The organism is Sharpea porci (assembly GCF_009695655.1).
Lineage (GTDB): Bacteria > Bacillota_I > Bacilli_A > Erysipelotrichales > Coprobacillaceae > Sharpea > Sharpea porci.
The window spans coordinates 22,244-44,168 of record NZ_VUNM01000009.1 but is presented as its reverse complement, the minus strand read 5'-3'; the positions used below and the strand labels follow the sequence as shown (position 1 = coordinate 44,168).

Genomic DNA, 21,925 nt, shown 5'->3' with positions numbered 1-21,925 from the left:
GGAGGTTAAACAATGGAGCGTAATCCAAATACTAATGGTCCTAAAAACGATAAATTTAATAATAGACGTGGACCAAAGAGAAATGGACGTAACAATAAAAGAAGACCTAGAGAACAGAAGGAATTCGAAGAACGTGTCGTTACTATCAACCGTATTACTAAAGTAGTAAAGGGTGGTAGAAAAATGCGTTTTGCAGCTCTAGTTGTTATTGGTGATAGAAAAGGTAGAGTTGGCTTTGGTACTGGTAAAGCTAATGAAGTCCCAGATGCAATTAGAAAAGCAAGTGAAGCAGCTAAGAAGAACCTTATTACAGTTCCTATGAAGAATGGTACAATTCCTCATGAAATCACAGGTTCATTCAAGTCTGGTCATGTATTCTTAAGACCAGCTGCTAAAGGTACTGGTATCATCGCTGGTGGTCCAGTTCGTGCGGTTGTTGAATTAGCTGGTTATTCTGATATCTTATCTAAATCTCTTGGTTCAAGAACACCAATTAACATGGTAAGAGCTACAGTTAATGGTCTTGCTGAAATGAAGTCAGTAGAAAAAGTTGCTGAACTTCGTGATAAGACTGTTGAAGAAATTTATGGTTAAGGAGAACTAATATGGCAAAGGTTACAATTACGCTGACAAAGAGCCCTATTGGTGCTAAGAAAAACCAGAAGGATACTTTGAAAGCTTTAAAACTTACAAAAATGCACAAGAGTGTCGAATTAGAAATGAACGATTATGTTAAGGGTCAGATCCAGACAGTATCTCACTTAGTAACAGTCGTAGAAGAACAGTAGGAGGTGTATTTATGAAATTAAACGAATTAAAGTACACTGAAGGTTCTCGTCCAAAGAGAAACCGTGTAGGACGTGGAACAAGTTCTGGTAATGGTAAGACTTCTGGTCGTGGTCAGAAAGGCCAGGGCGCTAGAAGCGGTGGAGGTAAGAAACCTGGATTCGAAGGTGGACAGACTCCATTATTCATGAGATTACCAAAACGTGGTTTCACAAACGTAAACAGAAAAGAATATGCAATTGTGAATATTGAATCTTTAAATGCATTTGAACCTAATTCAGTTGTAGACTTAGAAGCATTAATGAATGCTGGCTTAGTTAAGAAGTCTTTAGATGGTTTAAAGATTTTAGGTGACGGTGAATTAAAGGTTGCTTTAACTGTTAAAGCAAACAAATTCTCTAAGAGCGCCGTAAAAGCAATTGAAGCAGCTGGTGGAAAAACTGAGGTGATCTAAGATGCTTAACTTTTTAAAGAGTGTCTTTAAAAAAGGAGAATTGCGTCGTAAGGTCGTCTTTACGTTAGGATTACTATTTGTATTCCGTTTAGGAGCAGCTATTACTATTCCGTATATTAACGCTGATGCCATTAGTGCATCAGCTACTAATAGCGGAATATTTGGCATTATGAACCTGCTCGGTGGTGGTACTTTAGAAAGATTCTCATTATTCTCTTTGGGTGTCTCTCCTTATATCACTGCTTCCATCATCATTGAATTACTTTCAATGGACGTTATTCCTGTTCTTGCAAGATGGAACAAAGAAGGTAATAACGGTAAGAAAAAGAAAGATAGAGTAACGAGATACTTAACCCTTGTGCTTGGTCTTATCCAAGGTGGTAGTTTAACATATGCTTTTGATAAAGGTTATGGTATCTTGACAAACCCTAGTTTCTGGACATATGCTTATGTTGTAATTATTATGATTACTGGTTCGATGTTTGCCATGTGGTTAGGTGATCAGATTACTGAGAAGGGTGTCGGTAACGGTACTTCTTTATTGATCTTCACTGGTATTGTGGCAAACTTACCACAGCAATTCATTGCTAGTTACAATTCTATGGTAAGCTGGAAGTCTACACAGGCTGCCATTACTTCAACTTTATGGTATGTACTGTTTATTATTGTTTATATAGCTATTGTGGTATTCGTTGTCTTTACAGAAAATAGTATTCGTAAGATTCCTATCTTCTATGCAACAAACAATACACAGACAGTTATGCGCACAAAGGAAAGTACAAACTTGCCATTAAAAATTAACTCTTCATCCGTTATCCCAGTTATCTTTGCGGCTTCTGTCTTAGCAGCTCCAAGAACTATTATTAGTTTTATGGACAGCACAAAGACAACGCAAATGATTGATAACATTCTTAATTATCAGAAGCCTGTTGGCTTTATTCTGTATGTTGTGATGATTGTGTTATTCACATTCTTCTATTCTAACTTACAGATTGATACAAGAAGAATTGCGGATGATTTAAAGAAGAGTGGCGGTGCCATTCCAGGTATCCGTACAGGTGATGATACAAAGAAGTTCATCGGAACTGTTCTTAATAGAATAACTGTTGCTGGTTCATTATTCTTAACAATCATCGCAGCTATTCCTATCATTGCTCCATTGATCTGGAGTGCTACAAGTGATAACCAATTAACACTCGGTGGTACTGGTTTAATCATTGTAGCTGGGGTTGCACTTGAAACAGTACGTCAGATCAGAAGTATTCTCACAAGAAGAGAATATCATGGATATATCAGACAGTAATAAAATCACATAAAAGAAGGAGCGAAATTATGAACATTATCTTAATGGGCCCTCCTGGTGCAGGAAAAGGGACACAAGCGGCAAAATTAGTAAAGGAATTCGGTTTAACGCAGATTTCTACGGGTGATTTATTCCGTAAGGCTCATCGCGAACAGACAAGTATTGGAGTTATCTCTGATTATTTCTCAAAGTTTGGTCGACTTGTTCCTGATGACTTCACTAATGAAATGGTTTATGACTATCTTAAAGAAAACATGAACAATTTCGGGAATGGATTTATTCTAGATGGTTATCCTAGAACAATTCTTCAGGCTAGAGAACTTGAATACTTCGAAGAATCATTAGGCTTTAAGATTGATGCAGTTATTAATCTTGATGTGGATTTTGATGTTTTGAAGAAGAGATTATCTGGAAGAAGAACTTGTAAGAACTGTGGTGCTACATTCCACATTATGTATAAACCACCTAAAGTTGAAGGTGTCTGTGACAACTGTGGTGGTGAATTGTACCAGCGTGAGGATGAAACAGAAGCTGCTGTTAAAGTCAGACTGAGTACTTATGAAGGACAGACAAGACCTTTGATCGATTACTATAAGATGAAAGGTATGCTTACAAACATTAATGGCGATCAGTCAATGGATGATGTCTACAAAGATATCAAGAAATGTTTGGAGGCTTTATAATGATTACAATCAAAGATTCAAGGGAAATTGAATTGATGAGACATGCCGGTCATGTGGTGGGACTTGTCCATAAAGAACTGGAAAAGTTCCTCCGACCAGGCTTAACAACGCAGGAAGTCGCTGATTTTTGTGAAAAAATCATAAGAAATGAAGGTTGTACGCCTTCCTTCTTGCATTTATACGATTTTCCTGGTAGTGTATGTACGTCGGTTAATGATACGGTTGTTCATGGCATCCCATCTAACTATGTTTTAAAAGATGGAGATATTCTCTCTGTTGATGTAGGAGCATGTTGGAAAGGTTATCATGGCGACAGTGCATGGACATATGCAATCGGCAATCCATCTGATGATGTGAAACGTCTCATGAAAGTATGTGAAGAGTCTCTCTATGCAGGTTTAGCGCAAGTTAAGCCAGGAAATCGTGTAGGTGACATTTCGCATGCAGTACAAGTCTATCTTGAAAGTCATGGCTGTACCACACCTAGAGATTATACCGGTCACGGAATTGGTACTGAAGTTCATCAGGATCCTAGTATTCCTAACTGGGGTGCTGCCCATAGAGGGCCACGCTTAAAGAAGGGAATGTGTCTTGCCGTAGAGCCAATGGCTCATCTAGGCGGTGAAGAAGTTGTTGTGCTTCGTGATGGTTGGACAACAAAGACAAAAGATCACTCTTTAGCAGCCCATTATGAACATACAGTAGCCATCACTGATGGCGGATATGAGATCATGACTAAAGTTTAGAAGGAGTAGAGTATGGCAAAGAAAGATGATGTAATTGAAGTAGAGGCAACAGTTGTTGAGACTCTGCCAAATGCGCAGTTTAAAGTTGCCCTAGAGAATGGTGTTACTATTTTAGCTCACGTTTCTGGTAAAATCCGTATGAATTACATTCGCATTTTACCAGGGGATAAAGTAACCGTTGAAATTTCTCCATATGATTTAACACGTGGGCGCATCACATTCAGAAAGAAGTAAATTTTACTTAGAGGAGTGAAGCAAGATGAAAGTAAGAGCATCTGTAAAACCAATCTGCGATAAATGCAGAGTAATTAGACGTAAGGGTAGAGTAATGGTCATCTGCGAAAACCCTAAACACAAGCAGAGACAAGGTTAATAGGAGGAAATTTAGCGAATGGCTCGTATAGCAGGTGTAGATATCCCACGTGATAAACGTGTTGTGGTATCATTAACTTATATTTATGGTATTGGTAATACTACAGCAAAGAATATTTGTAAGGCTGCAGGCGTATCTGAAGATACAAGAGTTAAGGACCTTACTGAAGCTGAAGAAACAAAAATCAGATCTGAAGTTGAGAAGATCAAGGTTGAAGGTGACCTTCGTCGTGAAACTCAGTTAAACATTAAACGTTTAATGGAAATCGGTTCTTATAGAGGTATGCGTCATAGAAAAGGCTTACCTGTAAGAGGACAGAGAACAAAGACAAATGCCAGAACAAGAAAAGGTAAAGCAAGACCTATCGCTGGCAAGAAGAAGTAGGACAGGAGGTTAAACAATGGCTCAGAAAACAACTCGTAAGAGAAGAGTAAAGAAGAATATAGCTAAAGGTGTTGCTCACGTTCATTCAACATTCAATAATACAATCGTAACAATCGCTGATGAACAGGGTAATGCTGTAACTTGGTCTAGTGCTGGTGCATTAGGTTTCAAAGGTGCAAGAAAATCAACTCCATATGCTGCTCAGATGGCTGCAGAAGCTGCTGCTAAGGCTGCAATGGTACATGGTATGAAGTCAATCGAAGTTGACGTTAAGGGTCCAGGCCCAGGTCGTGAAGCTGCTGTTAGAGCATTAGCTGCTGCTGGCTTAGAAGTTACTGCCATCACTGACGTAACTCCAATCCCACATAACGGTTGCCGTCCACCAAAACGCCCTCGTGGATAAGAATTTCTCATTCGCACTAATTGGATTAATTTCTTAGGAGGGAAATATGCAAAAGTTCGAAAAAGCAAACTTTTCAGTTGAAACTTATAATGAAGATGATAATTATGCAAAGTTTGTTGTTGAACCTCTAGAAAGAGGTTTCGGGACAACTATTGGTAACGCTCTGAGAAGAGTAATGTTATCATCTATGCCAGGTGCAGCTGTCTACGCTATTAAGATGGATGGAGCAATCCATGAATTCTGCGCCGTAGATGGTATTGTAGAAGATGTGACTCATATTATCCTTGCTATCAAAAAGCTTGTCTTTGAATTAGATAGTGATGAAGATGTGACAATGGTTGTCGATGTAGACGGACCTGCAACAGTCACTGGTGCTGACATTCAGTGCCCTTCTGAAGTGAAAATGATCTCTAATGACCTTGTCCTTTGCCATGTTGCAGAAGGTGGACATTTACACTTAGAAATGTATGCACGTAAGGATAGAGGTTATATGAGTAGTGACCAGAATAAGAAGTTTGTGGATACTGTTGGTGTTATTCCAACTGATTCCATCTTCTCACCTGTTGTTAATGTTGCATATGAAGTTGTTCCTACAAGAGTAGGTCAGACAGCTAAATATGACAAACTAACAATGGAAGTTACTACTGATGGTTCTATCAAGCCTCATGAAGTCTTAGCTTTAGCTGCTAAGATTTTAGTAGAACATTTAAATATGTTCGTTGAATTAACTGATGAAGCCATGAATATGGAAGTCATGAGTGAAGAAGAGGAAGATACAACAAATAAGGTCTTAGATATGACTATTGAAGAACTTGATTTATCAGTACGTTCTTATAACTGTTTAAAACGTGCTGGCATTCAGACAGTTCAGGAATTAGCTAATAAGACTGAAGACGATATGATCAAGGTAAGAAATCTTGGTAAGAAGTCTTTAAAAGAAGTCAAAGAAAAATTACTTGAATTAGGGTTAGGCTTCAAGCCTGTTGACTAATTCGTTAATACTTGAGAGGAGTTAGTTATGGCAAAGAATAGAAAATTAGGTTGGACTCAGTCTCACCGTAAAGCAATGTTACGTAACTTAGCTACTGATGTCATCATGTATGGTAAGATTGAAACTACTGATACAAGAGCTAAGGAAGTTAAGAGTGTTGTAGAACAGTTAATCACTTTAGGTAAGCGTGGCGATTTACACGCTAGAAGACAGGCTGCTGCAGTACTTCAGGACGTTGTAGATCCAAACACTGGTAAGACAGCTGTTCAGACTTTATTTGATGATGTTGCTCCTAAGTATGCAGATCGTAATGGTGGTTATACTAAAGTTGTTAAGACTTATAACCGTCGTGGCGATAATGCTACTATGGCAGTTTTACAGTTATTATAATCTTTAAGCGGGAATATCCCGCTTTTTCTTTTGGAGGAAAAATGAAATACTATTTTGCACCGATGGAAGGTATTACAAATTATATTTATCGCAATAGCCATCATTGCCTGTATAAAGGCATTGATCAATACTATATGCCTTTTATAGCCCCACATCACCATCACCACCTGAAAACAAGAGAAACATCTGATATAAATCCGGCTCATAACCAAGATATTAATGTTGTCCCACAAATTCTCTCAAATAATGCAGATGATGTGATTTATACATTGAAACAATTAAATGAACTTGGTTATCAAGAAGTCAATATCAATCTTGGATGTCCATCACCAACTGTTACTAAGAAGCATAAGGGGTCAGCTATGCTTGATGATCTTGATAATCTTGATGACTATTTAAAGGCTATTTTTCAGGCCCAGTTACCAATAAAAGTCTCTATTAAGACAAGAATTGGCTATCAGGATACAAGTTGCTTAGAAGCCCTTATTAAGCTCTATAATAAGTATCCTATTGAGAAGCTCATTATCCATCCACGTACTGGTATCCAGATGTATAAGGGCACAGTTGATCTTGCAGCATTTGAGGCATTCTATCAACATTCTACGATTCCTCTTGTTTATAATGGTGATTTGAAATGTATTGCCGATATTAAATCCATAGAAGAACATTATCCTCAACTTGAAGGCATTATGGTTGGTCGTGGACTGATTGCAAGACCTTATTTAATTGATGAATATGTGACGGGCAATCAAGAAACGCTTGAGCATTTTAAAAAATTCCATGATCAATTAGAAAGTGGGTTAATAGAAACATTAAAACATGAAAAAGATGTACTCTTTAAGCTTAAGGAACTTTGGGCACATATGTATGTCATGTTTAATGATAGTAAGAAACCACTTAAACATATCCGTAAGGCACAGAATTTAGAAGATTATCATAAAGCCCTTGATGAAATGTTGGATTGTGGTATTAATTATAGTGATGAATTTTAGAAATATTTAAGATTTATGTATGATATTTCTTAATACTTAGCATGTAAGATGAAAGCGGAAAGGTGACATATGGAACATACAGTATTAGTAGTAGAAGATGAAAAAGGTATTCGAGAAAGCTTGAAATTATTCTTAAAAAGCCATAATTACGAGGTCGTGGAAGCAGAAAATGGTGAAGAGGCATTAAAGAAGCTCTCACCAGAAATCCATTTAGCGATCGTTGATATTATGATGCCAGTCATGGATGGAATGACATTTGTCTCACGCTTAAGAGAAAGCTACGATTTTCCCGTTATTTTTCTTTCAGCTAAAGATGAAGATATTGACAAGATCACGGGTTTGAATATGGGTGCCGATGACTATGTTACAAAACCGTTTGAACCACTTGAACTTATGGCTCGTGTCAATGCACATTTAAGACGTTACGAAAAATTCTTAAATCAACCTACAGTAACAAAAAATGATAAACAGTATTTAGTGGTTGGTAATCTCAAACTAGATCTTTATAGTAGAGAAGTGAATGTCAATAACCAAATGGTACATCTCACAAAAAAAGAATTTGAAATTCTTAAGCTTTTAATGGAATCTCCTGGACGTGTTTATTCAGCAGAAGAAATCTATGAAAGAGTCTGGAGTCAAGATGCTATTAATACGGAAACAATAATGGTCCATGTGCGTAAATTAAGAGAAAAAATAGAACAAGATCCCAAACATCCACAATATCTTAAAGTTGTATGGGGGATTGGCTATAAAATAGAAAAACTCTAAGGTGAATACATGAATAAAGCAAAAAGAATCTATGTCCTCATCCTTTCATTACTTATTGCCTTTAGCTCATTTATCATGCTATCGACCTACTTTAGCCGTGAAAGCCAGACTAAATTTGATATCACCAACAGTATGATTTCAGATTTCTACGCCAGTTTTATTCTTTATGAAACAAAACAAGTAGATCCAGCATATGAATATCTCAGCTTTACTGATAATGTCGATGAAGTTACCAGAGCAGCCATTACAAAAGAATTCCAGAAACAGCTAGCCACAAGAGCTAAAGAAATTGAATTTAATGGGGATATTCTCTATCACGTCACAAATACCAAGACAAACAAGAGTGATATCTATACACGTAAACACAAAGGAGAATATTACAAGCTGACAGTCACATTTAATAGTGAAGGTGATGTGACAAGTACAGGCAATAATCTTAGCTTCTATGATTTTGATCTTGTCAAAGAAGATCTTGGTGATCAACTCGTTGATACTTATCCTGATTTAGGCAAGAATTTTGTTTCCATCAATAGACCTAAGAATATCTCTTTGACAATAACTATTCCTAAGGACTTAAAAAATGCCCAGACAAGAGATATGCTTTTCTATAATGAACATGATACATCGTTGACAAGTGCCTTGATAGCCGCAGCTATTTCTATGATATTGATTGTCATATTTGTCCTTCTATATCCATTGGAGATTGTTGAAAATATTAATCCTTATAAGAGCATCAAAGACTGGTATTTGCTTGGACATCTTATAGGCATTGGGATTATGGCTACAATAAGTGTTCTCTTGTTGATGGCGACAGGAAGCCTAGGCACTTCTGCAAATTATGCTGATCTAAAAATCACCGTCTATGCTTTCCCAATGCTCTCAATTATGAGTATTGCGATTATTTCTCTCGCCCTCTCTATTGTGACTTTTATCATCAAATATGTATTACAAACAGGATTGTTGCAATATTTAAAGACAAAAACTGTGATTGGGACAATCATTAAGAATACAAAAACAACCATTCATGATATTACTGTTATGCCAATATCAAAGATGAGAAAAAAACAAATAGGGAAATTAGTCAGTACCCAGATGGTGATTATTTTGCTTATTATCTTTTTACCCAAAGTGAGTGTTGTTGGCTATTCATATTTCAATGATCTGAATATCTATAAACGCTTATGGCTTGTGGCATGGGTTTTAATTAACCGTTATGCGACATTGGTGAGTATTGTAGGTCTTGTTATTTATGGTATTCTGCTTTATAAATGGCTTTTACATATCTATCAAGACTATCAAAGTGATTATAAAAAGCTAATTCAACAGGCTGAAGCCATGAGTGAAGGAGACTTTAGGGCCAATACAGATAGCTGTCGTCAATTCGATGATTTACGTGATGCCATGAATGATGTGTCAGAAGGCTTTAAGAAAGCTGTTGATCGTGAAACAAGGGCAGCCCGTTCAAAGAGTGAACTGATTACTAATGTCTCACATGACTTAAAAACACCTATTACAGTCGTTAAGAACTATACAACCCTATTAGAGGCTACACCACTTAATGACATCCAGCAAAATTATGTCCAGCAGCTTCTAAAATATACGAATCATCTTACAAGCTTGCTTGATGATTTATTGGATATTGCTAAAGCTTCTACAGGTAAGATGAACTTTGATCGAGTACAGCTCGATATTATTGCTTTATTAAAACAATCCATTGTGGAAAACAATGAAATCTTATTAAGTAAGAATATTGAAGTTGTTGAGAACTTTGATACCAATAGCTATATGTTGAAGCTTGATGGTGATAAGACATATCGTATTTTTGAGAACTTGTTAAGCAATGTCGCCAAGTATGCTTTAAATGGTACACGTGTTTATATTGATGTAGTAAGCAACGAGGAATCCATAACAATCAGTTTTAAAAATATCTCAGCGACTAAGATGGACTTTGATGAAAAAGAGATTGTTGAAAGATTTGTCCGTGGGGATAGCTCACGTACACAAGAGGGAAGTGGAATTGGTTTAGCGATTGTTAAAAGCTTTGTTGAAGCTCAAAATGGACATCTTGATATTTCCATTGATGGAGATCTCTTTAAGGTTAATCTGACGTTCGCGAAATCATAGCTGCGTTAATGCGATTAACAGAAAAATGTAAAATAAAGTTGAAGTTTGTAAATGGTATTAAAGATGTTAAGAGGTCTATTTACAAGGACATTTTCTTAGGTTATAGTACGGGTGTACTTGGAAATAAGTATTTAACTCATAAGTGTTATGTCTAAACTTCATACAAACTCCACTTTATATATCTTTCGACCACATCAATAAGGACATGACATGCAAGTGATTAGAGAGCAGCCTTGACCATCTGCTCTTTTTCATTACAAAAATCTGTGAAAATAGCGAAGAATAACGAATTTTGTTTGCGAAAATTTACACAATTAGATATAATAATCCCGTTTGAAAGGGAAAGATATATATATGATTATCAATAAGATTCAGAATACTCACTTTTCAGAGAGTGAGGAAGTTATTTTACGCTATATTCTAAGTCAATCAGAAGCCATTGAACCCATGACAATCCAAGATATTGCCAATGCCACATATACTTCCGCACCATTACTTGTGCGTATTTCTAAAAAGTTAGGCTACAAGGGCTGGAGTGATTTCAAAAAGGCCTTTTTAGAAGAACTTCATTATATGTTTCAGTCACAGGATATCGATGCGACAATTCCCTTTGTTGAAGATGATGATGTTGTGACTATCGCCAACAATATTCTTACACTTCATAGTGAAACAGCTGAAGATACAAGAAAACTGCTCAAACATGATGAACTCAATAAAGCGATCACTTTGCTTAGTGAAGCTGAAGTGATTGATGTTTATGCCAAAGCCTGCTATGAATACACGGGGCGTTTATTTCAAAATAAGATGCATACCATCAATAAAAACGTCCTGATGATGAGTGATCCTATATTACAGGCTGCCATGAGTAATGAAAAGCATGCTGCAGTTGTTGTAAGCTATAGTGGTGAAACGAGTAGAATGGTGAAAGTTGCACATATGTTGAAGGAACGCCATACACCAATCGTGGCCATTACTTCAATTTCACAATCAGAACTCTCACATCTCGCTGATGCCATCCTGCATATTTCTTCTAGAGAGATGCTGAATACGAAGATTGCTGACTTTGCTTCAACAGAAAGTATCAATTGTCTCTTTGATATTCTTTATGCCGGTATTTTTGCGAAAGACTATAATAAGAATTTAGACTATAAAATGACAATTGCGGAAAATATCGATGATAATTTCTCAGAATATGCATTTATTGATGAAGATAATTCTAAGCTTTAGACAGGTTCGCCTGTCTTTTTTGGTTTGACATAAAGATATGAAAATAATACAATTTAATGGCAATTAAGGGGATTAATATGGAAAACATGATTGAAGTCAAACATCTCTCGTTTGAATATGAAGCAGGTGCAAAAACAATAGAAGATATCTCATTTACTATTCCTAAGGGAAGTTATACAACAATCCTAGGACATAATGGTTCTGGCAAGAGTACTATTGCGAAATTACTTATAGGATTACTTGAAGGCCAGGGTGAGATTATCGTGGATCAAATACCTCTGACAATAGATCATCTTTATGAAGTGAGAAGTAAAATAGGCATTGTATTCCAGAATCCAGACAATCAGTTTATTGGTTCAACAGTCAGGGATGATATTGCTTTTGGTTTAGAGAATCTTTGTATTGAGCCTGATTTAATGCCAGGTATTATTGAAGAATATGCCCGAAAAGTGAATATGTATGACTTCCTTGATCATGAGCCTACTAAGCTGTCAGGAGGACAAAAACAACGTGTTGCCATTGCTGGTATTCTTGCTATGTCACCATCCATCATTATTCTTGATGAAGCAACGAGTATGCTCGATCCACTTGGCAAAAGAGAAATCAATGAACTGGTCCACCAGCTCAATAAAGAAAAGGGAATGACGATTCTTTCTATTACCCATGATATTGAAGAAGCAGCCATAAGTGATCAAGTCATTCTCATGGGAGATGGACATATTATTCAGACAGGTGCACCCGATGTTGTTCTTAAAGACGTAAAGACACTTGAATCATTAGCCCTTGATGTTCCTTTTGCCTACAAGATTACATCTGCCCTTAAGAAAAAAGGTTTTCCTATTGAAGAAACAATTGACCAGAAAGGACTCGTCGAAACATTATGGCAATTACATTCAAAGAAGTAGAATATACATATTCTCCCGATACACCTTTTGCCTATCATGCCCTCAAAGGCATTGATCTCAATATCCCAAAGGGATCATTTACAGCCCTCATTGGTCATACTGGCTCAGGCAAAAGTACCCTCATCCAACATATTAATGGCTTGTTGATTCCAACTAAGGGGGAAGTCTGTGTTGATGATTATATCATCACCGCCACTAACAAGCAGAAGCTTAAGCCATTACGTAAAAAAGCCGGCTTAGTTTTCCAGTTTCCAGAGTATCAGCTCTTTGAGGAAACGATTGAAAAAGATATTATTTTTGGCCCAATGAACTTTGGCATGAATGAAGAAAGCGCAAAGAAGATTGCACGTGAAATGTTGGTTAAAGTTGGACTTGATGAGAGCTATCTCGAACGTTCTCCCTTTGAACTTTCTGGGGGGCAGAAACGCCGTGTTGCGATTGCGGGCATACTGGCAATGGAACCCGATATTCTTGTTCTTGATGAACCAACAGCTGGCTTGGACCCACAGGGGACCAAAGAGATGATGCGTCTTTTTAAAGATTTCCAAGAAACAGGTAAGAGCGTTATTATGGTGACACATGATATGAATCAGGTTCTTGAATATTGTGATCATGCGATTGTCATGAATCATGGTCAGATTGAAAAAGATTGTTCAGTAACTGAACTCTTCAATGAGACAGAGTATCTTGAATCCCTCTCCATTGATTTACCAATCATTACTTCTTTTATTCATCAGCTCAACAAGAAAGGCTTCCATCTACCTGTTTCTATTAAAAGTGTTGATGAACTTATTGAAGCAATTGGAGGTGAGCTTTCATGAATGATATCGTATTTGGACAATATCTTCCAGGACATTCCATCATTCATCGCTTAGATCCTCGTCTCAAGATTGCCTCATTATTGTTATTGTTGATTGCGGTATTTTTTGATGCGGGTTTTATTGGATATGGCTTGATTGGGATCTTTGTCTTATGTGCTCTCTTTTTAAGTCACATACCTGTAAAGCGTGTTCTAAAGAGTATGAAGCCGATGATTTTTATGGTTATCTTTCTTACCATCTTTAATTTGTTTTTTGTAAGAATTGGGCATGTTGTCTATCGTGTTGGACCTTTTCCTATTTATTCAGGTGCTATTCGCCAAACAGAATATATTGTTGTGCGTTTAGTACTGATTATTTGTCTGACAACAATGTTAACGTCAACGACAAAGCCTTTGGATATGACACTTGGCTTAGAGCGTTTGATGAAGCCACTTGGTAAGGTTGGCTTTCCTGTGCATGAAGTCGCAATGATGATTTCCATTGCCTTACGTTTCATTCCTACTTTAATGGAAGAAACACAGCGTATCATGAAAGCCCAGGCTTCCCGTGGTGTTGATTTTAATGAAGGCACTTTTAAAGAAAAGATTGCCGCAATTGTCTCACTCATTATTCCTCTTTTCATATCAGCCTTTCAGCGTGCTGAAGATCTTGCGAATGCGATGGAAAGTCGTAACTACAATCCTTCAGCAAGACGTACTCGTTTTCATCAGTTACACTGGCACTATTACGATACGATTGCATTAACACTTGTGCTGGTATTATTTTTTGGAATCTGGGGGCTTAGTTTCATTCTATGAGAATACAATGTATTGTAAGCTATGATGGCACATCGTTCTATGGCTGGCAGAAGCAACCTGACTGTCGCAGCGTGCAGGAAGTGATTGAAACGGCCATCAATAAAATTACTGGCGAAAATAATATCATTCATTCATCCGGTCGGACGGATGCAAAAGTGCATGCTAGCAACCAGGTCTTTCATTTTGATACCCAAAAAGACATTGCCCCAAAGCAGTGGCAAAGAGCAATCAATCACTTCTTACCAGAAGATGTCTACATCAAACAAAGCCAACAAGTGAGTGATGATTTTCACTCACGTTATAGTGCAATGAAAAAGGAATATCATTATCGCCTTTCAACCAATCCCTATAATCCTTTTGAAAGACATTATATTTATCAATATCCCTATGGCACACTTGATCTAAAAAGCATGCAGGAGGCTTCAAAGATCTTTATTGGAACACATGATTTTGCTTCCTTTTGTGTTTATGATCAATTAGGTACAACAGTAAGAACAATCAGTTCCTTAGAAATCATTGAAGAGAATGGCTATTTTACTTTTAAAATAGTTGGAGACGGCTTTAGGCGATATATGGTAAGAATGATTGTTGGTGGTCTTATTCAGGTTGGGGCACACCGTCGCTCAAAAGACTTTTTATTGGAATTGTTGGAAAGTCGTGGAACAAAGAAATGCTTATTTAAAGCAGAACCTCAAGGCTTATATCTAGAACATGTTTATTATGAATAGGTCATAAATATGACGTTATTATAATTATCTTGTAAATTATGTGATGTTGTATATAATGAACATGAAAAGGGTGATGACATCATGAAGAGGCTCAATCAGTTAGCTGTGTATATCATACTTGTCTTTTTTATTGTCCTATCATTATTTGTCTTTGTCTATCACAAAGAACCAACAATCATTGCCCCACGTAGTGATACGACACAATTCACCATCACACCTAATGACTATTCTATGAATATTGTCAAAGATTCCTCAACACCAACAGGAATAAAAAAGGTATACTTTATGACAATGGATACAATCAATGATCGTAATGAATCATTATCATTCTTTGTCGTACATGAATATACGAGAGTATGGATTGATGGTGATCTTGTTTTCTCCGAACAGCCTTCTGCCAAAATGCCTCAAAATCATACATTGGGCTGTTATTGGGTACGTATTCCTTTAGTCAATCGTGATTCATTTAAAAGTATTGTCATTGAAGAGATACCTGTCTATAAATCTCTACAGAACCAAAAGCTTACATTCTATGTGGCTGGGGAAGATGATTTTTCGAATATCATTCTTAAAGAAAATGCCCCTCAAGTTCTTCTTGCTTTGTCATCAATTATTATAGGGATCATCTTATTGTTGATGACATTCATGCGCTATTGCTTACATCAAGCTAAGGAAAGTTCTGCCTTACTTGGCATTTTTGCGATTCTTATTGGCATATGGAAGATGGGTGATACAACATTCTTACCACTTGTATTCAATAAATCACCAAGATTTATTAGTTTTATGTCACTTACTGCTTTTTATCTCTCGCCATCAGCCTTAATGCTTTATATAAAATATGAATTTAAGCCACGTTTAGAAAAATATATCGATTATGGCATATTCCTATCCAATGCTTTTATTTTGGAAGTTTCACTTTTGCAAGTCTTACAAATAAGAGATTTTCGTGAACAATTAACGATGTTCCATATTGTACTTGCATTTGATGTTATTGTAGTGATGGTGAATATCATAGATAAATATCGCTCACATAAGGGAGATCGTGCCCAGAATGTGATGTTGTTGACATTTATCGTATGTGTTTGTGGTGTCATCATGGATATTGTGATGTATTATGCTTTCAACCATTCTGTTGGGGTCCTTTATACATTAATCACATTCTTGATTTATATTATCGTTAATGCGATTCTTTCAACATTCTTACTTGCTCATCAAGCAAGAATCGATGAATTAACAGGCTTAATGAACCGTTCACGCTGTAATGATGTTGTTTATAATACGCCTGTTGTTGCTGGTGATGCCATCATGATTTTTGATCTCAACGATCTTAAGTATACTAATGATACGTTAGGACATGAAGCAGGCAATCAGATGATAAAACATTTTGCCCATATCCTCTCTTCTCAACTACCAGGGATGGCTTTTTTAGGAAGATATGGCGGTGATGAATTCTTGGCAATGATTCGTCATTGCGATGAAGAACAGCTGCATCGGATTGCTGAAAACATTGCGTATGAAGTCAAACAGTATAATCAAAATGCACAATTTCCTATTAGCTATGCGACAGGATATGGTCTTGCCGATGAGCATACTCAAGCGCTCTTGGATGTCTTTAATTGCGCTGATCATAGAATGTATGAAAATAAAAAACGAATCAAAGAAGAAGATAAAAAATAAAGGGAAAAAGAAAGCTTTTTTCCTTTTTTCAATTGACAAGGCACTTTATCAAAGGTATTATAATTGATGTCGATTTGGGTGCTCTTTCGCGCCCTGAGAGATGTTTGTTTCTGATAGTTATGTCTTCAACTTATCAAGAAGATGGTATTTTTCTATCAGCAACTACCTTTTTATAAAGACCCCGGTAAGGTTAATTAAAAGGAGAAAAAGATGAGACAGACAACAATGGCTAAAGAAGCCACAATCGAAAGAAAATGGTATGTTGTTGATGCTGAAGGTCAGACTTTAGGTCGTTTAGCATCAGAAGTTGCTAGTGTATTAAGAGGTAAGAATAAGCCTACCTACACTCCTCACGTAGATACAGGTGATTATGTTATCGTTGTAAATGCTAGCAAAGTACAGATGACTGGTAATAAGTTAGATACTAAGAAATATTACCATCATACTGGATTCCTTGGTGGATTAAAAGTCAAAACTGCACGTCAGTTTAGAGAAAAGGATCCTGTAGGTTTTGTTGAAGCTGCAGTTAAAGGTATGCTTCCACATAATACTTTAGGTCGTAAGCAGGGAATGAAATTATATGTTTACGCTGGCGCAGAACATCCACATGCTGCACAGAAACCAGAAGAATTAAAGATTAAAGGATAGGGAGGAACAGTAAATGGCAGACGTAATGTATAGAGGAACTGGAAGAAGAAAATCTTCAGTAGCTCGTGTAATGTTAACACCAGGTACTGGTACAATCACTATCAATGGCGTTGACGCAAGAGAATATCTTGAAAGCGACATCTTAATGATGGTCGTAAATCAGCCACTTGAATTAACTGGTACAAAAGATAAGTTTGATGTTAGAGTAAACGTTAGAGGTGGCGGTTACTCAGGACAGGCTGGAGCTATCAGACATGGTATCTCTAGAGCTTTATTAGAAGCAGGATCTGATTACAGACCTGCACTTAAGGCTGCTGGCTTCTTAACACGTGATTCACGTATGAAAGAACGTCGTAAATATGGTCTTAAGAAAGCACGTAAAGCACCACAGTTCTCAAAACGTTAATTTATACGTTTTTGGAGAAATGCAAAGAAACTCAAATCAATGGGAGCATTCATTTGCTCTTATTTGATTTGAGTTTTTTTCTTTCTAAAAAAATAGAACTTTAGGAAACTCATTATAAAATAGTAAATAAGGATGGTAAGAATATGGAGAAAGTGAATAGTCTTTCATATTGTAAATTATTATAATCAAACCATCCTATAAACAAATACTTTTGTGATATTTGTGATAGTGTTTGTTGACTTTGGATTATGCTGTTAATAAAAAACTATGGAATCATATGCTTTTGGCATATATGACTCCATAGTTTTTAATTATTCATTGGTAAGATAACGACAACCCTAAAATTATTCTTTAATTGCATAAACTTAACTATGCCATTATTCTTTTTTACTAATTGCTTGATACTTGTTATGCCTTGACCATGATTAATACTGTTCTTTCTTGAAGATGATAGATCAATATTATCAGTTGTAAGAATGGTATTCGTGATTTTGAAATAGTATCGATCATCAGTTGTTTTTCCTGCTTCAATATTAACCTTTTTGATTTTATCACTATCACAATGTTCTATCGCATTTTCAAGAATATTACCAAAAATGATGTAGAAATCCAATTTATCAATATTTGGTTGATCTTCAAAATAGTTGCATTTTAAATCAATATTACTTTCTTTAATCAATGGAAGATAGTGTGAAATAATGAAATTCATAGACTCATTTCCTGTATTAATTGCATATTTAAGCTCATCAATATTCTTTAATTGATTATTGAGCGTATTTTCTATATTTTTCAAATCTTCTTTCTCTGTATATTCTTTTAACAACAATAATAAGTGTTTATAATTATGTCGTATTTTTCTTGTTTCATTTTCGTTTGATATGATTTTTTGATAGTTATTCTTTTGGAATGCAATTTCTTTTTCTAATAGTTTTTGATTTGAGATAGCAATTAAGTTTTGCTTCTGAATTTCAAACAATTTATAAATAACGAGTACAAGCAAAGACAAAATAACAGTATTGATTAGAAAATACTGAACTTTAATGAGTTTATGAAAATAGCTATCAAAGAGTAATGAATATAAAGAAGTTACTAATAGAACTGATAAATTGAATAAGTTTATTTTTGAATTATTATAATGGATGTTACGCTGGATGAGTCTTCCGATAGTTTCTACTAGTAGCCATAACAATAATTTCGATATAATAAGCATGACATAAAAATGAAGTTGCATATTAAAGAAATAATGGATTGCATAATTCAAGATGACAGTAGAGCTATTTGCAATAAGAATAAGAAGATTTAATGTGAAACCTAGGAAAACACTGTTTGGCAGTGAACTTAATGTGTTATTAAAACTAAAAAGTGTATAGTTGAAAACAATGATAAATGTAGACAAGAAAGAATCAAAATTAAAAAGGAATGCTAGATATGAGAATGTGCATTGAATTAAAGTATAAACAATCAGTGAAGCAGTTTTTCTATTTTTATTAATGGCGGTCATTGATGTAAAGCGAGATATTAATAATCCCTCAACAATACTAATGAATAAATTCATAATAATAATCCTTTCTTACTTATAACTTTAAGTTTCTTATGCCATAGATAACCATGTTTCAATTGTCTCAAAAGGTTATAATGACTGACTTTGCGATGCGTGATATTTTACATCAATTGCATTGTCGATTATTAATGTTGATGCGATCTCTAAAGCAATGTTTTTTTACAAATAAAATCATTATAGGTTTTTTGAAATTTTTTGGTTTGTCCACGTTGTATTGATACTTCTAAATTGTTTTTTAACGTGACCTTACCATTCTGGATCTTTTTAATTTCATTGAGATTAATGATATAGGAACGATTGACGCGATAGAAATAAAAGGCAAGATCTTTGATAACATGGTACATGCTTATTCTCGTTTTATATGGATCAGGACATCCCTTTGTATAGATATAGCAATAATGTTTAAATGACTCGATATAAATGATATCGCTTTGTTGGATTGTAATAGCATGTCCTTTATCACTTATGATCAGTTCCTTTTTATTTAACTTTATTAAGTCAAGCAGATCATGTAAGCTATCATTGAGTTCAATATGCATATACTCTTTTCTTATGAAGCTATAGGGATGAACTTTAAAAGTATCAAATACAAGTTCATTATGTGTAGTTATAAAAATAACTTTAGAATTTGGATGCATTTTAAGGTATTCATTAGCAAAATCTATTCCGCTTTGTTCGGGTAAATCAATATCTAATAATAAAATATCAAAGTTATCTGTGGATAAATGAATCTGATTTGGTGAATAAAATGTTTGTATTTCTAAATGATCATTTAAATAATGATCTGATTTGATACATTCAACAATCTTATTTAAATCTTCATTATTATCTTCCAGTACACAACATCTCATCATCTTTCTTCTCTCCCTAAAATTACATCAGTTAAATATTGAACTATGTTTAAAGTAAACATAGTTCATTTTACTAGGAATACAAAATGCCATTGGTCAGACATAAGTCGTAATTCTTACTTTCGTATCTTAGCAATACATAGTCCACATTTCTATTTTCAATAAAGAAGTTCATGGAAATCAAAGGAAAATCGTTATCATGATCCTTGTATGGAATATACTATATCACACATTGTAAATGATAAACAACTCGATTATTTGCACAGGAAGCGATCATTAAGAAGCTATTTATACGACATTAAAAGAAGCGATTATCCTATTTGCCTATTTCAATATCCTAAAATGCATTTTATGCTCATTAAAATTCATTTCAGGACATAGCTATTAAATGCATTGATGCATATGTTAGGATGTAAATGTAGCAAAAATATGGATATTGTTGTTTTGAGGATGAATAACTTATGACTTGCTTAAAGCAAAAAATGAAATTGTTGAACGTCATGCAATTAATGAATGTGTAAAAATGCAAGTTAGTGTAGTAAATGTCATAGGATATTATGAATGCAAACACTATTAATAGAGGGAGAATACTTAAGAATCATGCGGCTATAGTACCAAACAGTTAGAATGAAATGGAGGATGAGTGTATTGAGATTATGATTAAACAAATTAAAATTGAAATAAAGAACTCAATAAATCAGATTGAGTTCAAATTTGTATTTGCAGCTATTCTTTTTGTAAGTTTAATGAGTATCATTCTGAATTGTTATCATGACTATGGTCAAAATATTTTATATATCAAATCATATATTGATAATTCCATGTATGTCAGCATTAAAGCTAGGGCTATAGTTAATATTTTTGAGTATTTATCGCCTCTTCTTGTGATGATTATTTATTCTTCAAACAAGTGGAAAGAAGAAAAAAATGGCATGCAAGCAATGGTCATCACGCGAATAAGCAAGAAAGATTATTATTTATCTAAGTTTATTGCGAATTTTATTATCGTTTTTAGTGTTGTTTTGTTTTCAGGATTAGTTAATCTGTTGATTACTTATATTGTATATCCAACTGTTGGCTTTGATAATCGATGGGGTATACCTGTCTATGATCTTATTCAAAGATATGATAAAAAAATATTATTTGACTTTCTAAGAATTCAATATCCATTGCTCTATATATTGTCCAAAAATATACTCACTAGTCTTTTTCTAGCAACAATTTCCAATATTCCTTATGCTTTGAGTTTTATTAAACCATTTAAAAATTTGGAATTTATTCAAATAGCTATTATGACATTTATTGGAATGGCAATTACTAGTATCATTGGCATCATTTTCAATATGAATTGGTTAAATTATATTTCCTATATGGGGATTGATGTAGATGTATCCCTCTTTAGTGTTTGTATGTCAATCATATTATTAAATGTGGTAGAAATCTTTATTTTGATCAAGGGAATGAAGAAATATGAATCGATTCATTAATAAAAGTCAAATCAATAACTATTTGTTTATCGTAATAGTGGAATTAGTGATTTTATTTATGTTTAAAGGATCAGTCAATACGAATAACATCATGGTGAATACTTTTTCCATTATCATTATTGTTGTTTTTATTATTCCTGTAGTACTGTCATATTTTTCTACTGACATCTTACCAATATTTAATAATATGATTATGCCGAGATTTCAAACAAAGAAAAGATTTTTTTCTTTTATTATGGGGAAAATGATTTTGGACGCATTTACAATAACATGTGCATTATTGTTACCATTGCATGTTATTTCTGTCTTGGTTTATCACATAGATTTCTTTCTGATCATGCGCTATTACCTTAGCTTCTTTATAACTATTATGATGATTTGCATGATATATATCATTGTACATATCAGAGTAAGGAATAA

General features: G+C 34.9%; 26 protein-coding genes. 24 read left to right on the top strand and 2 right to left on the bottom strand.

Features of this window, described 5'->3' with window-relative positions; translation table 11 throughout:
* Window positions 1-12 precede the first annotated feature (12 nt).
* The 23 genes from rpsE to rpsI all read left to right on the top strand — a co-directional run bounded on the left by rpsE (window position 13) and on the right by rpsI (window position 17,606).
* Window positions 13-594, top strand: coding sequence for a 30S ribosomal protein S5 (gene rpsE, locus FYJ79_RS05685; protein WP_154515306.1), 582 nt, complete (start codon window positions 13-15; stop codon window positions 592-594).
* Window positions 595-605: 11 nt separating this feature from the next.
* Window positions 606-788, top strand: coding sequence for a 50S ribosomal protein L30 (gene rpmD / locus FYJ79_RS05680; protein WP_033163035.1), 183 nt, complete (start codon window positions 606-608; stop codon window positions 786-788).
* An 11-nt stretch (window positions 789-799) separates the two neighbouring features.
* Window positions 800-1,240 (top strand): 50S ribosomal protein L15, encoded by a 441-nt coding sequence (rplO, locus tag FYJ79_RS05675; RefSeq protein WP_154515304.1) that lies wholly within the window; start codon window positions 800-802, stop codon window positions 1,238-1,240.
* A 1-nt stretch (window position 1,241) separates the two neighbouring features.
* Window positions 1,242-2,543: a preprotein translocase subunit SecY gene (gene secY, locus FYJ79_RS05670; protein ID WP_154515302.1), complete on the top strand. Its 1,302-nt coding sequence runs from the start codon at window positions 1,242-1,244 to the stop codon at window positions 2,541-2,543.
* Between the two features lie 29 nt (window positions 2,544-2,572).
* Window positions 2,573-3,226 (top strand): adenylate kinase, encoded by a 654-nt coding sequence (locus FYJ79_RS05665; protein WP_154515300.1) that lies wholly within the window; start codon window positions 2,573-2,575, stop codon window positions 3,224-3,226.
* The gene (gene map, locus FYJ79_RS05660; RefSeq protein ID WP_154515298.1) at window positions 3,226-3,972 is read left to right on the top strand and encodes a type I methionyl aminopeptidase; all 747 of its coding nucleotides are present in this window, start codon (window positions 3,226-3,228) and stop codon (window positions 3,970-3,972) included. Before FYJ79_RS05665 ends, map begins: the two co-directional genes overlap by 1 nt.
* A 12-nt stretch (window positions 3,973-3,984) precedes the next feature.
* Complete coding sequence (infA, locus tag FYJ79_RS05655; protein ID WP_033163030.1) at window positions 3,985-4,206, top strand: translation initiation factor IF-1; 222 nt, start codon at window positions 3,985-3,987, stop codon at window positions 4,204-4,206.
* A 25-nt stretch (window positions 4,207-4,231) separates the two neighbouring features.
* Complete coding sequence (gene rpmJ / locus FYJ79_RS05650; protein WP_074731372.1) at window positions 4,232-4,345, top strand: 50S ribosomal protein L36; 114 nt, start codon at window positions 4,232-4,234, stop codon at window positions 4,343-4,345.
* Window positions 4,346-4,363: 18 nt separating this feature from the next.
* A complete protein-coding gene (gene rpsM, locus FYJ79_RS05645) occupies window positions 4,364-4,729 on the top strand; it encodes a 30S ribosomal protein S13 (protein WP_154515296.1) in 366 nt (121 codons plus the stop codon).
* 16 nt (window positions 4,730-4,745) lie between these two features.
* Entirely contained in the window at window positions 4,746-5,132 is a 387-nt protein-coding gene (rpsK, locus tag FYJ79_RS05640) for a 30S ribosomal protein S11 (RefSeq protein ID WP_154515294.1), read from the top strand.
* Window positions 5,133-5,178: 46 nt separating this feature from the next.
* The gene (locus FYJ79_RS05635) at window positions 5,179-6,123 is read left to right on the top strand and encodes a DNA-directed RNA polymerase subunit alpha (protein ID WP_033163027.1); all 945 of its coding nucleotides are present in this window, start codon (window positions 5,179-5,181) and stop codon (window positions 6,121-6,123) included.
* Between the two features lie 27 nt (window positions 6,124-6,150).
* Window positions 6,151-6,513, top strand: coding sequence for a 50S ribosomal protein L17 (gene rplQ, locus FYJ79_RS05630; RefSeq protein ID WP_033163026.1), 363 nt, complete (start codon window positions 6,151-6,153; stop codon window positions 6,511-6,513).
* A gap of 41 nt (window positions 6,514-6,554) precedes the next feature.
* Window positions 6,555-7,505: a tRNA dihydrouridine synthase gene (locus FYJ79_RS05625; RefSeq protein ID WP_154515292.1), complete on the top strand. Its 951-nt coding sequence runs from the start codon at window positions 6,555-6,557 to the stop codon at window positions 7,503-7,505.
* Between the two features lie 69 nt (window positions 7,506-7,574).
* Window positions 7,575-8,273, top strand: a complete 699-nt coding sequence (locus FYJ79_RS05620) for a response regulator transcription factor (RefSeq protein WP_154515291.1) — start codon at window positions 7,575-7,577, stop codon at window positions 8,271-8,273.
* A 9-nt stretch (window positions 8,274-8,282) separates the two neighbouring features.
* The gene (locus FYJ79_RS05615; protein ID WP_154515289.1) at window positions 8,283-10,397 is read left to right on the top strand and encodes a sensor histidine kinase; all 2,115 of its coding nucleotides are present in this window, start codon (window positions 8,283-8,285) and stop codon (window positions 10,395-10,397) included.
* 354 nt (window positions 10,398-10,751) lie between these two features.
* The gene (locus tag FYJ79_RS05610) at window positions 10,752-11,624 is read left to right on the top strand and encodes a MurR/RpiR family transcriptional regulator (RefSeq protein WP_154515287.1); all 873 of its coding nucleotides are present in this window, start codon (window positions 10,752-10,754) and stop codon (window positions 11,622-11,624) included.
* 77 nt (window positions 11,625-11,701) lie between these two features.
* Window positions 11,702-12,529 (top strand): energy-coupling factor transporter ATPase, encoded by an 828-nt coding sequence (locus tag FYJ79_RS05605; protein ID WP_154515285.1) that lies wholly within the window; start codon window positions 11,702-11,704, stop codon window positions 12,527-12,529.
* Entirely contained in the window at window positions 12,505-13,350 is an 846-nt protein-coding gene (locus tag FYJ79_RS05600; RefSeq protein ID WP_154515284.1) for an energy-coupling factor transporter ATPase, read from the top strand. The genes FYJ79_RS05605 and FYJ79_RS05600 overlap by 25 nt, the downstream gene beginning before the upstream one ends.
* A complete protein-coding gene (locus tag FYJ79_RS05595; protein ID WP_154515283.1) occupies window positions 13,347-14,147 on the top strand; it encodes an energy-coupling factor transporter transmembrane component T family protein in 801 nt (266 codons plus the stop codon). Before FYJ79_RS05600 ends, FYJ79_RS05595 begins: the two co-directional genes overlap by 4 nt.
* Window positions 14,144-14,875 (top strand): tRNA pseudouridine(38-40) synthase TruA, encoded by a 732-nt coding sequence (gene truA, locus FYJ79_RS05590; RefSeq protein ID WP_154515281.1) that lies wholly within the window; start codon window positions 14,144-14,146, stop codon window positions 14,873-14,875. The genes FYJ79_RS05595 and truA overlap by 4 nt, the downstream gene beginning before the upstream one ends.
* 81 nt (window positions 14,876-14,956) lie before the next feature.
* A complete protein-coding gene (locus tag FYJ79_RS05585; RefSeq protein ID WP_154515279.1) occupies window positions 14,957-16,552 on the top strand; it encodes a GGDEF domain-containing protein in 1,596 nt (531 codons plus the stop codon).
* A gap of 210 nt (window positions 16,553-16,762) precedes the next feature.
* On the top strand, window positions 16,763-17,200 hold the full coding sequence (gene rplM / locus FYJ79_RS05580; protein ID WP_033163019.1) for a 50S ribosomal protein L13: 438 nt from the start codon (window positions 16,763-16,765) through the stop codon (window positions 17,198-17,200).
* A 13-nt stretch (window positions 17,201-17,213) separates the two neighbouring features.
* Window positions 17,214-17,606 (top strand): 30S ribosomal protein S9, encoded by a 393-nt coding sequence (gene rpsI, locus FYJ79_RS05575; RefSeq protein ID WP_033163018.1) that lies wholly within the window; start codon window positions 17,214-17,216, stop codon window positions 17,604-17,606.
* Window positions 17,607-17,913: 307 nt separating this feature from the next.
* Here rpsI and FYJ79_RS12415 read toward each other — a convergent pair whose 3' ends face one another.
* Together FYJ79_RS12415 and FYJ79_RS05565 are read right to left on the bottom strand one after the other, a co-directional pair.
* A complete protein-coding gene (locus FYJ79_RS12415) occupies window positions 17,914-18,399 on the bottom strand; it encodes a GHKL domain-containing protein (RefSeq protein WP_195837025.1) in 486 nt (161 codons plus the stop codon).
* 911 nt (window positions 18,400-19,310) lie between these two features.
* On the bottom strand, window positions 19,311-20,021 hold the full coding sequence (locus tag FYJ79_RS05565) for a LytR/AlgR family response regulator transcription factor (protein WP_154515275.1): 711 nt from the start codon (window positions 20,019-20,021) through the stop codon (window positions 19,311-19,313).
* Window positions 20,022-20,674: 653 nt separating this feature from the next.
* Here FYJ79_RS05565 and FYJ79_RS05560 point away from each other — a divergent pair.
* Window positions 20,675-21,505 (top strand): hypothetical protein, encoded by an 831-nt coding sequence (locus FYJ79_RS05560; protein WP_154515273.1) that lies wholly within the window; start codon window positions 20,675-20,677, stop codon window positions 21,503-21,505.
* Window positions 21,506-21,925 lie beyond the last annotated feature (420 nt).